This is a genomic window from Caballeronia glebae (assembly GCF_001545035.1).
Classification (GTDB): Bacteria; Pseudomonadota; Gammaproteobacteria; order Burkholderiales; family Burkholderiaceae; genus Caballeronia; species Caballeronia glebae.
Genome location: NZ_FCOJ02000078.1, coordinates 1 through 14,963, shown reverse-complemented (window position 1 = coordinate 14,963; position 14,963 = coordinate 1). Strand labels below are relative to the sequence as shown.

The following is a 14,963-nucleotide window of genomic DNA, read 5'->3' as shown; positions in this document are numbered from 1 at the left end:
GGCTTCGACGGGCGGACGCGAGCGACTAGACTTTGGCGGTGGATCGCCTCACGCGCAATGCGATACTGCGCGCGGGGCGGTGATGCGCCGTCGTCACGTCGATCGGACCGAGGGACTCATGCGATGAATCAGATCGTAAGCCTTGCGATCTCCGGCGCGCTCGCGAGCGCTTTGCTGAGCGGCTGCGTCGCGCCGGCGGAAACGTCGGACGGGGCGAGCCGGACGGATTCCGGCGCGCAGTCCGCCTGGCGCGCTGAAATCCGCCGCACGCAGGACGGCATTGCGCACATCCGGGCGGCCGATTGGGGCGGCCTCGGCTTTGGTTTCGGCTATGCGCAGGCACAGGACAATCTCTGCACGCTCGCCGATGGCTTCGTCACGTATCGCGGCGAGCGCTCGGCTTACTTCGGCCCGGATGCGCGTCCGCCGTCGGCGGCGACCTTCGGCCAGCCGCGCAACATCGACGCCGATTTCTTCTTTCGTCTGATCGGCGATCAGGCGGCCGTCGAGCGTTACCGCGCGGCGCAATCGCCCGAACTGCGCAATCTGATCGATGGTTTCGCGAATGGCTATGACCGCTATCTCGCCGACCTGAACGCCGGCGGTTTCCCGGACGCTCATTCGGCGTGCCGGGGCAAGCCGTGGGTGGAGAAGATCAGCGCCGACGATATTTACCTTCGGCTGATCGCGGCCAATCTCGCGGGCGGTTCGGCGCGCTTCGTGACGCCGATCGCGATGGCGCGTCCTCCGAAAGCGGCCGAGTCCGCGCCGCGCGGCGACAGCACGCAAGCCACGCAATCCACGCTCGAATCGTTGCGGTTTGCCATCGGCGAGAATCCGGGCATCGGCAGCAATGCGCTCGCGTTCGGTGCGCCGATTACGCGCGACAAACGCAGCATCCTGTTCGGCAATCCGCACTGGTTCTGGCGCGGCCCCGACCGCTTTTATCAGGCGCAACTGACGATTCCCGGGCAGGTGAACGTTGCGGGCGTGTCGTTCCTCGGCGTGCCGCTGATCGTGCTCGGCTTCAACGAGAACATCGCGTGGACGCATACCGTGTCGAGCGCGCGGCGCTTCGGCATCTTTCAGTTGACGCTCGATCCCGCCGATCCGACGCGCTATCTCGTCGATGGCCAGAGCGAAGCGATGACGCCCGTGCCGCTCACGGTGCGCTCGCGTCGCGCCGATGGCACCTACGAATCCGTGTCGCGCACGCTGTACAGGACGCGCTTCGGGCCGGTCGTCGATCTGTCGGCGATGGCGCAAGGCCTCGGCTGGAACGCGCAACGCGCCTACGCGATCGCCGACGTGAACATCGACAACACGCGCGCCTTTCAGAACTTCCTCGAATGGAATCGGGCGCGTTCGCTCGTCGACTTCATGGCGATCCAGAAGCGCTACGCCGGCATGCCGTGGGTCAACACCTTCGCGATCGGACGCGGCGACGACCGTGTCTGGTTCGCCGACATCGGTCCGATCCCGAATGTGCCCGACGCGCTCGCGCAATCGTGTACGACGCCCGCCGGCCGGGCGTTCGCGGCCCGCGCGCCAGGCGTGCCCTTCCTCGACGGCTCGAAAAGCGCGTGCGCGTGGCGCGTCGATCCGGCGAGCGTGCAGCCGGGCGCGCTGCCCGTCGAGCAGTTGCCGAACATGGTGCGCGGCGATTACGTCGGCAATTTCAACGACAGTTACTGGCTCACCAACGCGAACGTTCCGATGACGGGTTATCCACGTGTGGCGGGCGCGACGCGCGTCGAGCAGTCGCTGCGCACGCGCTACGGCCATCTGCTCGCCGCGCGCCTGCAGCGTGAACGCGGCGGCGTGACGCGCGAGGCGCTCGAAGCGGCGGTGCTGGAGACGAACTCGATGTCCGAGCGGCTGTTCCGCATGCCGCTGCTCGACGCGGTGTGCACGGTCAACGAAGCGGTCGGTCCGCTGCGCGAAGCCTGCCAGGTGCTGCGCAACTGGAACGGCACGGCGGATACCGACGCGCGCGGCGCGAATCTGTGGGACGAGTTCTGGGTGCGCGCGATGCATATCGCGCCGGAGCGCCTGTACGAGTCCGGCTTCGATCCAAACAAGCCGCTCGCGACACCGGACGGCTTCAACGTCGGCAATCCCGCCGTCGTTCAGGACTTGCGTCAGGCGTTGGGCGGCGCGGCGCTCGCGCTGAAGTTGAACGGCTTCGCGCTCGATTCGCGGCGCGGCGACATTCTCTACACGACGCGCAACGGCGCGCGCGTGCCGCTCTTCGGCGGCTGCGACGAAGCGGGCTATTTCACGATCGTCTGCGCGCGACGTCCGCTCGATTCGAGGGGCTATCCAATGGACATCAGCGGCCAGGGCGATAGCTACGTTCAGGTCGTCACCTTCGGCGAGAACGGCGTGGAAGCCGACACGATGCTGTCGCACTCCGAGTCCGACGATCCGGCATCGCCGCACTCGGGCGACGCGACGCGCGCGTTCGCGGCGAAACGCTGGGCGCGCTTTCCCTTTACCGAACAGGCGATCGATTCCGATCCTGCGCTCACGCGGACCGAGGTGTCCGGCACGCGCGAAGGCGCGCCGGGACGCTGAAGAAAATCGCGGAGAGCGTGCATGCGCGGCGCGGCGGCGGTCGAGCCGAACGCAAATCCCGTCTATCATGGAAGTTTGCCTCGAATGGATACACGGTCATGACTATCGGCGACAGCTCGCATCACGAAGAAGCAGTACGGCTCGATTCCGCCGCGCTGCGCGAATTCGTGGATCGCAAATGGAACGACGAGATCGTGCCTGCACTGACCGACTACATCGCCGTGCCCGCAAAAAGCCCGATGTTCGACAGCGACTGGGCGCGCCACGGCTTCATTGATCGCGTCGTCACGGGTGCGGTCGACTGGATCAGGACGCAGCCGGTCAAAGGTCTCAAGGTCGAAATCGTGCGCCTGCCCGAGCGCACGCCGGTCATTTTCTTCGAAGCGCCGGCCACGCGGTCGGGCAGCACTGAAACGGTCGTGCTTTACGGCCATCTGGACAAGCAGCCGGAATTCGAAGGCTGGCGCAGCGACCTCGGCCCGTGGACGCCCAAGCTCGAAGACGGCAAGCTCTACGGTCGCGGCGGCGCCGACGACGGCTACGCCACTTACGCCAGCATCACCGCGCTCGCGGCGCTGGATGCGCAGGGCGTCGAGCGACCGCGCTGCGTGGGCATCATCGAGACGTGCGAGGAATCGGGCAGCTACGACCTCTTGCCGTACATCGATGCGCTGCGCGACCGGCTCGGCGATGTCGGCCTCGTGATCTGCCTCGATTCCGGCGCCGGCAATTACGATCAGCTCTGGCTCACGACCTCCCTGCGCGGCCTCGTCGCGGGCGATCTCGAAGTACAGGTGCTCGACGAGGGCATCCACTCGGGCGGCTACGGCGGCATTGCGCCGTCGGCGTTCCGTATCTTGCGGCATCTCATCGAGCGTCTCGAAGACTCGAAGACCGGCAATCTGCTGCCGGACGGTTTCCACTGCCCGACGCCGATACCGCGCCGGCGCGAAGCCGAAATGACGGCGCGCATTCTCGGCGACGATGTCTGGAAGAAGTTGCCGTGGGCGTGCGGCGCCGACGGCGGCAGCGTTTTGCCCACCACGACCGATCCGCGCGAAGCGCTGCTGAATTCGACGTGGCGTCCGTCGCTCACGGTGACGGGCGCGTCCGGCCTGCCGCCGCTCGCGGACGCGGGCAATGTGCTCGCGCCGCGCACGGCGTTCAAACTTTCTTTGCGCTTGCCGCCGCTCGTCGACGCGGCTAGGGCGGTGGTCCAGTTGCAGCGGCTGCTCGAAAACGACCCGCCGTACAACGCCAAAGTGACGTTCAAGCCCGAAGCGGGCGCGGCGACGGGCTGGAATGCACCGGACATAGCGCCCTGGCTGAGTTCCTCGCTGAACGAAGCATCGAAACGGCATTTCGGCAAGGACGTCGCGTATATCGGGCAGGGCGGCACGATTCCGCTGATGAATACGCTCAAGGAAGGCTTTCCACGCTCGCAATTCATGGTGTGCGGCGTGCTCGGTCCGAAATCGAATGCGCACGGTCCGAACGAATTCCTGCATGTGCCGTATGCGAAGAAGCTGACGGCATCGGTCGCCGAGGTGATTGCAGCGGCGCCGTGAACGTCGGGCGGTCGCTCTTTGCTCTGGAAGCCCGGTTCGTCCGGGCTTTTTTTCGGCCGTTTTCAGCGATTTTGAAAAAACAAACTGGTAAGGCCAGTTGATCGTCTGTAAAGTGATAGGCCCGCGCGCATCTGAAAAAACCGAACGCGCTAGCCATCAACTACGGAGACGAGTGTCGCAATGAATGCATCCCCCACGTCCACCCCTTCCGCCACTGAACGGCGCATCGCCGCAGACACGCTGCACGCCTACGTTCGCGCAATCTGGGAATCCGCCGGCAGCGCGCCGCGCGAGGCGGAACTGGTCGCGGATCATCTCGTGATGTCAAATCTGTCGGGCCACGATTCGCACGGCGTCGGCATGATCCCGCGCTACGTCGCGTCGCTCGGCGAAGGGCAGTTGAAACTCAACACGCATGCCGAAATCGTGCGCGACGCAGGCGCGGTGTTGACCGTCGACGGCCGCATGGGCTTCGGTCAGGTGGTCGCTTACGAGGCGATGGAGCACGGCATCGAGCGTGCGAAAAAGCTCGGCGTATGCGCGGTCGGTTTGCGCAACGCGCATCACATCGGGCGTATCGGCCACTGGGCGGAACAGTGCGCGAAAGCTGGACTGGTGTCGTTCCACTTCGTGAACGTGGCGGGCGATCCGCTCGTCGCGCCCTTCGGCGGAATCGACCGGCGCTTCGGCACGAACCCCTTCTGCGCGGCTTATCCGCGCGACGGCAAGAGCCCGCTCGTGCTCGACTTCGCGACCGCGGGCATCGCGTATGGCAAGACGCGCGTCGCCTACAACAAGGGCGTGAAGGTTGCGCCGGGCATGCTGCTCGATCACGAAGGCAAGCCCACCATCGAGCCGAAAGTGATGCACGAGGAACCGTTCGGCTCGCTCACCGCGTTCGGACTGCACAAGGGTTCGGGCCTGGCCGCGCTGTGCGAGATTTTCGGCGGGGCGCTTTCGGGCGGCTACACGACGCACGAAGAAACGCTGGAGAAGTCGAGCGCGATCATCAACTGCATGACCTCGGTGATCGTCGACCCGAACGCGTTCGACGCGCCCGCGGCGCAAGCGGAAGCCGAGGCGTTCCTCGAATGGATGAAGGCTTCGCCGCGCGCGGAAGGCGTCGATGCGATCCACGCGCCGGGCGAGCCGGAAGAAGCGCGTCGCGCGGAACGCACCGCGAATGGCATCGCGATCGATCCGACGACGTGGCAGCAGATTCGCGATTCGGCGACGAAGTCGGGCATGCCGGAAGCGGAAATCGAGAAGTTCGCGGGCGCGCTGCTGTAATTCCACGACTGCAAGCGCGGCAAATTGGTCAAGCCACTTTGCCGCGCAGCCGCGCTAGACGAGCAGATCCTTCTCGATCCATTCGATCACGGACGTGCGCTTGGGCTGCCAGCCGAGAATCTCTCGCGTGCGCTTGCTGCGCACGCGGCTGTTCGAGCCGAGACCGTACGACGCCATTTCGTAGCCCCATTCCTTGATCGCTTCTTCGAGCGGCCAGTCTTCCGGTCCGCGCAAATCGAGCGTCTTCGCCATCGCGGCTGTCATGTCGCGGAACTGCGCCTCGCCGCTTTCGACGAAGTAGAACGTGCCGGCCGGCGATTTTTCGAGCGCGAGTCGATAGATGCCCACGACATCGTCGATATGCACGTTCGACCAGATGTTCAAGCCGCGCCCCACGTGGCGCACGATGCCGCTTTTGCGCGCCTGACGCTCCAGACGCGGCAACTGCACGCTCGCGGTTTCCCGCACCGCACCGTGGCCGTAGATCAGCGTGTTGCAGAGCACGGCCGAGCGCACGCCACGGTTGGCGGCGTCGAGCACGAGATTGTCGATCGCCACGCGCGGCGCCTTGTCGGGCGTCGGTTCGGGCAGGTCGTCTTCGGTGTAGATTTTCTCCGACGCCTCGCCGCCCGAAGCGTCGCCCACGATGCTCGATCCGCTCGTATGCAGCAACGGTTTGTTCGTGCCTTCCAGCGCTCCGATCAGCGCCTCGACCGCGCCGCGATGATCGCTGCTCGCCGCGTTGATGACCGCGTCGGCGGCGCGCGCCTCTGCGACGAGCAGGGCCGTGTCGTCCAGGCTGCCGATCACCGGTTCGATGTTCAGGCGTTTCAGCTCGTCCGACTGCTCCGCCCGGCGGATGAGGCCGCGCACGCGATGTCCGTCCCGCGCGAGTCCCGCCGCGATCGATCCACCGATGAAGCCGCCCGCGCCCGTGATGAAGATATTCATGTTCTTGCTCCGTTGAGTGTTCAGACTGCAGTGGGCACAGTATGAGCCGCTTCGACTTTCGCAAAAACGGTGATAGTCTCAAATGAACCTTGACTCGGAATCAATAATCCGACGTCCTCAACTCAACTCAACTCAACTCAACCCGACCGACGATGCCACCGATCGAACTCATCAACGCGCCCGGCCTGCCGATTCCGGCCGGTCACTATAGCCACGCGACGCGTGCCGGCAATCTCGTCTGCGTGTCCGGCCAGTTGCCGATCCGCCCGGACGGCACGCATACCGGCGACCTGCCGTTCGAAGAGCAGGCCGAACAGACGCTTTCCAATCTGCGTACCGTGCTCGAAGCAGCGGGAGCGAGCCTCGTCGACTGCATCGAGGTGACGGCATATCTCGTCGGCGTCGAGCATTGGAAGGCGTTCAACGAGATCTACGCGCGTCACTTCGGCTCGTGGAAACCGGCGCGCGCCGTCGTACCCGTCGGCGCGCTGCACTACGGCTATTTGCTGGAGATTTCCGCGCGAGCGTGGATCGAACGCGCCTAGCCGTTACGCGAGATCGAGCGATCGGGTCAGATCGCCAAGCGGCGCCTGACCGCTTGCGACGAACGCGCGGTCCCGCGCCGCCACGCCATCGAGCGGTGCGAGATCGTGCACGCGCGAGATGAAACGCAAGATCGAGTTCGTGTCATACACGGTGTGATCGACGTAGCCTTTCTTCGCAAACGGCGAAATCACCAGTGCCGGAATGCGCGAGCCGGGCCCCCAGCGATCGCCCTTCGGCGGCGAGACGTGATCCCACCATCCGCCGTTTTCATCGACCGTGACGATCACCACCGTGTTGTCCCAGTGCGGCCCGTGCTGGAGATGCTCGATGACGTTCGAGATATGCCGGTCGCCCGAAGCCACATCCGCATAGCCCGCGTGCATGTTGAGATTGCCCTGTGGCTTGTAGAAGGTGACGGCCGGAAGGCGGCCCGCGTCGATGTCCGCCAGCAGCTTGTTCGTCGACGGATCGTTGCCCAGGCCCGCATCGCGCAGATGCTGGGCGCGTGCCGCGCTGCCCGGCGCAAAGTTGGCGAAATAATTGAACGGTTGATGGTGATATTGGAAATCCGGCACCGCGCCGGTGTCCCTATGCTCCAGCGCGTATTGCCACGCGCCGCTGTACCACGCCCAGTCGACGTTCTTGTCCGACAGGCGGTCGCCAATGGTCGCGTAGGTCTGGGGCGGCAACACCAGCGCGTTCGAACGATCCGCATAGCGCGGATCGCCGCCTTGCGGAGGCGGCACGTTGCTCGGCTGATACGGCGGAAACATGGTGTTGACGGCGTAGCCGTCCGCGGTGAGCGCGCCGTCGCGCACGAACTTCGGCGGGCCTTCGAGCGCGGATTTCGGCGAATCCGGAGCCAGCTTCAGACGCGAACCGAGAGGATCGTCTCCTTCGACGACCGCGAGCAACTTCGCCAACGGACTGCCCTTCACATCCGGATAGAAGGGCGCCTGCGCGGAGATCAGGAAGATATGGTTCAGCCAGGAGCCGCCAAACGCCGACATGAAGAAGTTGTCGCAGAGCGTGTATTGCTGCGCCAGCCCCCACAACTTCAGCGTTTCCGGCGAATTCCGGTAGTGACCCATCACGAGTCCGCCCGAATCGCCCCACGCCGCGAATTGGTTGTTGCGTCCGGCGTTAATCTGCATCTGGTTCTGATAGAAGCGATGCACGAGATCCCGCGTGATAACGGAATTGGGCAGCGGCGCACCGTGCGCATCCGCGATCTGGAAGGGCGCGTTGCGCAGATCGGCGATTTGCTGCTCGGTGATCGCATAACGCTTGCCGTCGACTTCCTGAGCCTGCGGCACGAGCCCGCCCCAGATTTTCGGTAGCGCGGGCATGGGCGTGACGCCGTCGCGATCGAGCTGCGTGTATTGCGATGCGGGCACGGCCGAAAGCGGGTATTGCACGCCCGGATAGTTGCCGTACAGATTGGTGAAGCTGCGGTTCTCCGCGTAAATCACGACGATGTGCTGCACCTTCGCGGCGAGCGTGCGGTCGAGCGCGATATCGGCCGCGGTTTTCGGGGTAGACGGCTTGCTTTCGAACAGATTGCACCCGCCGAGCGAGAGCCCCGCGAGACCTACGCCAGCCGCAAGAAGCCGCCGCCGCGCGGGGTCCGCGGGCGCGTCTTCTGCTGGCGTATCGATGCTGGAAGGAAGCTCATGCTGCGGATGGTCGTTTTCATTCATCGCCCGACTCCTCGTGAACACGCGGCACACGCCCGACGACGCGCCCCGCATTATCGACACCGAAAGATGACGCGCCCGTTACCCGGCGCCCTGAATTGGACCGCTATGCTGCTTGCGGCTCAACTGAGTGGGGATGATGCCGCATCGGCACGTTGCATGAAACCCGGCCGAACGGCATAGGCGAAAAACAGGAACATTGTGCGAAACGGCCTATGTCTTTTGGCCGACTGGAAAGCGCGAAGGAGCGTGACTAACATCAACTGAACACGAGTTTTGCTCCGACGAGAACGAGCGTCGCGGCGAGCACGTGGCGCAGCAGGGCTTCCGGCGCCTTGGAAGACAGCATGCTGCCAATTGCGATACCCGGAATCGATCCCACGAGGAGCGAGGCGAGCAACGTCCAGTCCACTGAGCCGAGCATCCAGTGACCCGCGCCGGCAATCAGGGTGAGCGGCACCGCGTGAGCCACGTCTGACCCGACGATGCGCACCGTCGCGAGACGCGGATACAGCAAAAGCAGCACGGTCACGCCGATTGCGCCCGCGCCCACGGACGTGATCGAAACCAGCGTGCCGAGAATAGCGCCGGTGAGAACCGTCCAGGCGGCGGTGCGCGCCGGATGTTCGGGGCGGCCATGTCCCTTCTTGTACGCGAAGCGCGCGAGTTGCGGCCTGAAGATCAGCGAAACGGCGGTGATGAGGAGCGCCGTGCCGAGTATCAGTTGGATGAGCCGCGCGGTGCCCGGCGACGTAATACCGTGTTCATGCAGGAAATATAGTGTGATGGCCGCCGCCGGCACGCTGCCTGCCGCGAGGCGGCCGGTAATGCGCCAGTCGACCGAGCCCTTGATGCCATGCACGAGCGTGCCGGCCGTCTTGGTGGCGGCGGCGTAAAGCAGATCGGTGCCCACGGCGGTTGCGGGGTGAATGCCGAACAGGAGGACGAGCAGCGGGGTCATCAGGGAACCGCCGCCCACGCCTGTCAGGCCAACCAGGAAACCCACCGCGAGTCCTGAGGCAGAATAAAGTAAGTCGATATGCGGAAATGACATTGCGCGCGGAGAACCCGTCAGGCTTGGGTGGGTCGAAAAACCGTCGATGATAGCGGGTAAGCGGCGCACCCGCTGCATGAAAGCAACCCTCGACCGGGCAAATGCAACATGCCGGGAGTTCGAAGCGCGGTCCGGAACGCCTCACGAATACCCTTCAGATTACTTTCAGGAAGGTGCAATGAATACACAGGAACAGCAGCAACAGCAGCAACAGCAGGTGCAGGTGTCGCAGGCGAAACTGCCGGACGAGGCGTTCATCGCGACCGAGCACCCCAACATACCGAGCGAGCGGCAGTTCGTGCTGAAGTCGGGCAACACGTTCGCCGTCTACGATGCGAACGGCGATATACGCGGTCGCGACGACGGGCTCTTCGTCAACGATACGCGCGTGTTGTCGGAACTCGTGCTGACATTTGGCGGGCGCGCGCCGTCGCTGCTTTCGGGCAGCGTATCGAGCGACAACGCCGTCTTCACGGCGCATCTGACCAACCGTCCGCTGCCGCCGATCGGCGGGGCGCACACGCCGGAAGGCGTGATTCACGTCGAACGCAAGCGCGTGCTGTCGGGGCATGTGCTGCACGAGAGCATCGTGCTGACGAACTACGGCACGGAACCGTCCACCGTGCCGCTCTCGATCTCCTTCAAGGCGGACTTTCTCGACATGTTCGAGGTACGCGGCGCGAAACGTGGCAAGCGCGGCGCGTTGCGCCCGCCGGTAGTCGAGAACGGCGAAGTCGTGCTGAGCTATGTGGGTCTGGACGAAGTGGAGCGCACGGCGCGCATCCAGTTCACCCCCGCGCCGGACGTGCTTTCGCCGACGCGCGCCGACTACGCCCTGCATATTCAGTCGGAGACGGCAATCTCGGTGTATCTCTCGGTGACGGCGGTCACGCACGCGCTCTCGGACGCCAGCGAGGAAAGCAAGCGCAACGCTGCGGAAGCGGCCGAGTGCGCGCCTGAATCGGGCCGTCCGGCTATCCGCGAGGCGCTGGTAGAGGCGCATCGCCGCATGCGCGATAGACGCCGGGCGAGCGCGCGCATACGTTCGAGCAATCCGCTCTTCAGCGAATGGATCGACCGTTCGCTCGCCGATCTCGGGTTGCTCACCACCGATCTCGAAACCGGCCCTTATCCATACGCGGGCATTCCGTGGTTCTCGACGGCGTTCGGCCGCGACGCGATCATCACATCGCTGCAAATGCTCTGGCTGCAGCCAACCCTCGCGCGCGGCGTGCTGCGCTTCCTCGCCGCGAATCAGGCTCGCGAGGATTCGGCTTTCCGCGACGCCGAGGTCGGCAAGATCATGCACGAGACGCGCAAGAGCGAGATGGCCGCAACCGGCGAAGTGCCGTTCGCGCTGTACTACGGCGGCGTGGACAGCACGCCGCTCTTCATCGTGCTGGCAGGCGCGTACGCCGAGCGCACCGGCGACCGTGCGCTGATTGACGAAATCTGGCCGGCGCTGCAACTCGCGGCGCAATGGGTCGCCCGCCATTGCGACAAAAATCCGCAGGGACTGCTCGACTACCAGCGCGCATCCGAGCACGGTCTCGCGAATCAGGGCTGGAAGGACAGCCAGGATTCCGTGTTTCACGCGGACGGCAAATTTCCGGTCGGCCCGATCTCGCTCGTCGAAGTACAAGGCTACGCGTCGACGGCCTTTTCCACGATGGCGCGCCTCGCCCGCGAGCGCGGCGAAGACGACAGCGCGCGCGAGTTCGAGCGGCGCGCGCATCATATTCGCGAGCGCGTCGAGGAGATGTTCTGGATGCCGGAGATGGATTTCTACGGCATTGCGCTCGACGGCAAGGGCGAACTGTGCCGCGTGCTCTCGTCGAATGCGGGGCATTTGCTCGCGTTCGATCTCGTCGACCGCAAACGCGGCGAGGCCGTCGCTCGCCAGCTGGAATCAACGCTCTTTCACACCGGCTGGGGCGTGCGCACCCTGGCGGCGGGGCAACCGCGCTTCAATCCGATGTCGTATCACAACGGCTCCGTATGGCCGCACGACACGGCGCTGTGTGCGCGCGGCCTCGCCCGTTACGGCGATCGCGGCGCAGCCGTAGGTTTGCTGCAGTCGCTGTTCGAAGCGGCCGTCACGTTCGACATGCGTCTACCGGAGCTGTTCTGCGGATTCACGCGCCAGCGTGGCGAACGGCCGATCGCTTATCCGGTCGCCTGTCTGCCTCAGGCGTGGGCGGCGGGCGCGCCTTTCATGATTCTGGAAGCGTGTCTCGGCGTGACCGTCGACGCCGTCAACGATGAAATACGCATCGACCGGCCGGAGTTGCCCGAAGGTATCGATTGGCTGGAAATCGGCGATCTGCGCCTCGGCGACAAGACCGCGACGATCACGTTCCGGCGCGTTGGCGGGCAAGTGATTCCGTCGGTCGAAGGCGATGTGCGGGTCGTGGCGGTGCTGTGACGTGATGTCGAAGACGCACGGCGTCGAAAAGCGCCGTGCGTCTGAATCAAGCGTCTGAATCAAGCGTCTGAATCAAGCGTCTGAACCCACCTATACCGCGACGCTGCCGACGTAGTTTTCGGCGAGCGCGGTAGCGGCCGCGCGCGATGTCGTCACGTGTTCGAGTTCGGCCACTTGCAGGCGCTGCTCGAAGGGCGACGTGTCATCGAGCTTGTGCAGCATGCGCGTCATCCACCACGAGAAATGCTCAGCGCGCCAAACGCGCTTGAGCGCCGTCTCGGTGTAACGCGTGAGCTTCTCCGTGGCGCCTTCCTTGTAGAAGTCGAGGAGCGCGGCCTGCAGCACGCGCACGTCCGAGACGGCCAGGTTCAGGCCCTTCGCGCCGGTCGGCGGCACGATATGCGCCGCGTCGCCGGCGAGGAACAGCTTGCCCGACTGCATCGGCGTGGACACGAAGCTGCGCATCCCGACGATGTTCTTCTGGAAGATCTTGCCTTCGGTGATCTGCCAGCCATCGGCGGTATCGACGCGCGCGTGCAGCTCGGCCCAGATGCGATCGTCGGACCAGCCATCGACCGAATCCTTCGGGTCGCACTGGAAGTACATGCGCTGCACGCCCGGCGAGCGCGTGCTGATGAGCGCGAAGCCGCGGTCATGACGCGCGTAGATGAGCTCGTCGGAAGAGGGCGGCGCTTCGACCAGAATGCCGAACCAGCCGAACGGATAGATGCGTTGATAGTCCTGCCGGACCGCTTCGGGAATCGATTGGCGCGAGACGCCTTGGGAGCCGTCGCAGCCGATGATGAAGTCGCATTCGAGTTCTTCGTCGCGGCCTTCGTGCTGATATTTGATGCGCGGCTTGCGATCGCTGCCTTCGTGGAAATCGTGCAGCGACACGTTCGACACGTTGAACTTCAGCGCGCCGTTTGCCGCGAGTCGCGCCGCGACCAGATCCTTGATGACTTCGTGCTGCGCGTAGACCGTGATCGAGTGGCCCGTGAGTTCGGTCAGCGCGATACGGCGGCGCTGGCCCTCGAAGGCAAGCTCGAAGCCGTGATGCACCGCTCCTTCGGCCTGCATGCGCGCGCCAAGACCGGCCTGATTGAGCGTGTCCATCGTGCCCTGCTCCAGCACGCCGGCACGAATCGTCGATTCGATGTCGTTCTGGTTGCGCGCTTCGAGCACAACCGATTCGATGCCGCGCAGATGAAGCAGATGAGAGAGAAGAAGCCCGGCCGGGCCCGCGCCGACGATGCCGATTTGAGTACGCATGATTGTCTCCATGAGGTAGTGGTGATGTTGTGCGTACAGTGTCGGCAGAGCGGCCTTATGCCGCAACGCGATAGGGAAGATAAGGTCTATATGGTTTTGAGATAAAGGGCCTAAAACGCTGGAAAATCGGTCGAAATACGGGTAAGTCCCTAGGAGGCGCGGGCGTCGCCCGCGCCGAGTCGCCTTATTCCGCCGCCTCTTCCTTCAATTGATTACGCCGATACTCGCCCTGCCGCGTAAGCATCCAGCCCGGATATTCGGCGGGCAACTGGCTCACCTCATCGAGCGCGGCGAGTTCGTCCTCGTTGAGCCGGACTTTCGTCGCCGCGATGTTGTCGTCGAGTTGCTCGATGCGTTTCGCGCCGATGATCACGCTCGACACGACCTTCTGATGCAGCAGCCAGGCGAGCGCGATCTGCGCGACCGACACATCCTTGGATTCCGCCATGCGCCGCATCACGTCAACGCAGTCGTATGCACGCTCGACGTTGACCGGCGGGAAATCGAACTTGGTGCGCCGGCTGCCTTCTTCCTTGCCGCCTTCGCGTGTGTACTTGCCCGAAAGCAGTCCGCCCGCGAGCGGGCTCCAGACCATCAGCCCGACGTTCTCGCTTTGTAGCAGCGGCACGATTTCGCGTTCGAGATCACGGCCAGCGATCGTGTAATACGCCTGCAGCGACTCGAAACGCGCGAGCCCGAGACGTTCTGAAATGCCGAGCGCCTTCATGATTTGCCACGCGGCCCAGTTCGACACGCCGATATAGCGCACGTGCCCGTGCTGCACGAGATTGTCGAGCGCGCGCAGCGTTTCCTCGATCGGCGTCGCCGGATCGAAGCCGTGAATCTGGTACAGGTCGACGTGATCGAGTTGCAACCGCTTCAGGCTCGCCTTTACGCCATCGATGATGTGGTAGCGCGACGCGCCGCGCGAGTTCGTGCCCTTCGTCCCGGTCTCGCCGAGGATTTTTGTCGCGACGACCACGTTCTCGCGCGGCACCTTGAGGTTCTTAAGCGCCTGGCCCGTGATGATTTCGGATCGGCCGTCGGCGTAGACGTCGGCGGTATCAATAAAATTGATGCCCGCATCGAGCGAGCGGCCGATCAGCTTGTCCGCCTCCGCCTGTTGCAACTGACCGATGTTGTCCCAGATTCCGCCTGTTCCGCCGCCGAAGGTCATCGTGCCCAAGCAGAGTTCGGAGACGAAAAGACCGGTGTTGCCGAATTTCCTGTAACGCATGGTTGCTCCCGAGTGACTGGAATGGCGCGGCATCGCACGAGTCTCGCAAAACGAAACGAAACGATCCACGCCGGCAATGCAGTATCGTCCCGGCGCGCGGCTGGCTCATAGCCTGATCCTGTTCAATCCTTGCCTGTTCCTGCAAACGCCGGGGGTGCTCGCGAGCAATCTCGCGCCCGCGCGAGTAAGCTAGACAGACTCCTCCCTTCCGAAATCGCCCGTACGCCATGGCTCTGAACGACACGCCCGGCTTCGCCGGAAAAGACAGTCACGACCAGTCGAAGGACGCGCACCAACACGGCGCATCCGATCCGTTGCTGGATCAGGCGCGCCTCGATCTCGTCGC

10 protein-coding genes are annotated in these 14,963 nt (G+C 64.4%); 5 read left to right on the top strand and 5 right to left on the bottom strand.

Features of this window, described 5'->3' with window-relative positions; genetic code table 11:
- Positions 1-123 precede the first annotated feature (123 nt).
- From AWB82_RS32785 to AWB82_RS32775, 3 genes are all read left to right on the top strand, one after another.
- Positions 124-2,577, top strand: coding sequence for a penicillin acylase family protein (locus AWB82_RS32785; RefSeq protein WP_086973455.1), 2,454 nt, complete (start codon positions 124-126; stop codon positions 2,575-2,577).
- 98 nt (positions 2,578-2,675) lie between these two features.
- Positions 2,676-4,145 (top strand): M20 family metallopeptidase, encoded by a 1,470-nt coding sequence (locus AWB82_RS32780; RefSeq protein ID WP_086973454.1) that lies wholly within the window; start codon positions 2,676-2,678, stop codon positions 4,143-4,145.
- Positions 4,146-4,325: 180 nt separating this feature from the next.
- Positions 4,326-5,435 carry a malate/lactate/ureidoglycolate dehydrogenase gene (locus AWB82_RS32775; RefSeq protein WP_086973453.1) on the top strand — a complete coding sequence of 370 codons (1,110 nt, stop codon included), beginning with the start codon at positions 4,326-4,328 and terminating at the stop codon, positions 5,433-5,435.
- Positions 5,436-5,489: 54 nt separating this feature from the next.
- On the opposite strand, the gene AWB82_RS32770 is transcribed toward AWB82_RS32775, so the two are convergent.
- Positions 5,490-6,386, bottom strand: coding sequence for an NAD-dependent epimerase/dehydratase family protein (locus AWB82_RS32770; RefSeq protein WP_086973452.1), 897 nt, complete (start codon positions 6,384-6,386; stop codon positions 5,490-5,492).
- 152 nt (positions 6,387-6,538) lie between these two features.
- Here AWB82_RS32770 and AWB82_RS32765 point away from each other — a divergent pair, with 152 nt between their 5' ends.
- Entirely contained in the window at positions 6,539-6,931 is a 393-nt protein-coding gene (locus tag AWB82_RS32765) for a RidA family protein (protein ID WP_086973451.1), read from the top strand.
- Between the two features lie 3 nt (positions 6,932-6,934).
- Here AWB82_RS32765 and AWB82_RS32760 read toward each other — a convergent pair whose 3' ends face one another.
- Both AWB82_RS32760 and AWB82_RS32755 read right to left on the bottom strand, forming a co-directional pair.
- Complete coding sequence (locus AWB82_RS32760) at positions 6,935-8,632, bottom strand: acid phosphatase (RefSeq protein ID WP_086973450.1); 1,698 nt, start codon at positions 8,630-8,632, stop codon at positions 6,935-6,937.
- Between the two features lie 256 nt (positions 8,633-8,888).
- Positions 8,889-9,683 (bottom strand): sulfite exporter TauE/SafE family protein, encoded by a 795-nt coding sequence (locus tag AWB82_RS32755; RefSeq protein ID WP_086973449.1) that lies wholly within the window; start codon positions 9,681-9,683, stop codon positions 8,889-8,891.
- 178 nt (positions 9,684-9,861) lie between these two features.
- On the opposite strand from AWB82_RS32755, the gene AWB82_RS32750 reads away from it, so the two are divergent.
- Complete coding sequence (locus AWB82_RS32750) at positions 9,862-12,108, top strand: amylo-alpha-1,6-glucosidase (RefSeq protein WP_086973448.1); 2,247 nt, start codon at positions 9,862-9,864, stop codon at positions 12,106-12,108.
- Positions 12,109-12,198: 90 nt separating this feature from the next.
- Here the strand turns inward: AWB82_RS32750 and AWB82_RS32745 are convergent, their stop codons facing one another.
- Both AWB82_RS32745 and AWB82_RS32740 read right to left on the bottom strand, forming a co-directional pair.
- On the bottom strand, positions 12,199-13,380 hold the full coding sequence (locus AWB82_RS32745; protein ID WP_086973447.1) for a 4-hydroxybenzoate 3-monooxygenase: 1,182 nt from the start codon (positions 13,378-13,380) through the stop codon (positions 12,199-12,201).
- A gap of 184 nt (positions 13,381-13,564) precedes the next feature.
- Entirely contained in the window at positions 13,565-14,617 is a 1,053-nt protein-coding gene (locus tag AWB82_RS32740) for an aldo/keto reductase (protein WP_086973446.1), read from the bottom strand.
- Positions 14,618-14,963 lie beyond the last annotated feature (346 nt).

Bases quoted from the DNA above. Each gene is read 5' to 3' on its own strand.
- AWB82_RS32770 (WP_086973452.1), bottom strand. From the start codon at position 6,386: ATGAATATCTTCATCACGGGCGCGGGCGGCTTCATCGGTGGATCGATC.
- AWB82_RS32775 (WP_086973453.1), top strand. From the start codon at position 4,326: ATGAATGCATCCCCCACGTCCACCCCTTCCGCCACTGAACGGCGCATC.
- AWB82_RS32755 (WP_086973449.1), bottom strand. From the start codon at position 9,683: ATGTCATTTCCGCATATCGACTTACTTTATTCTGCCTCAGGACTCGCG.
- AWB82_RS32750 (WP_086973448.1), top strand. From the start codon at position 9,862: ATGAATACACAGGAACAGCAGCAACAGCAGCAACAGCAGGTGCAGGTG.
- AWB82_RS32765 (WP_086973451.1), top strand. From the start codon at position 6,539: ATGCCACCGATCGAACTCATCAACGCGCCCGGCCTGCCGATTCCGGCC.
- AWB82_RS32785 (WP_086973455.1), top strand. From the start codon at position 124: ATGAATCAGATCGTAAGCCTTGCGATCTCCGGCGCGCTCGCGAGCGCT.
- AWB82_RS32740 (WP_086973446.1), bottom strand. From the start codon at position 14,617: ATGCGTTACAGGAAATTCGGCAACACCGGTCTTTTCGTCTCCGAACTC.
- AWB82_RS32760 (WP_086973450.1), bottom strand. From the start codon at position 8,632: ATGAATGAAAACGACCATCCGCAGCATGAGCTTCCTTCCAGCATCGAT.
- AWB82_RS32780 (WP_086973454.1), top strand. From the start codon at position 2,676: ATGACTATCGGCGACAGCTCGCATCACGAAGAAGCAGTACGGCTCGAT.
- AWB82_RS32745 (WP_086973447.1), bottom strand. From the start codon at position 13,380: ATGCGTACTCAAATCGGCATCGTCGGCGCGGGCCCGGCCGGGCTTCTT.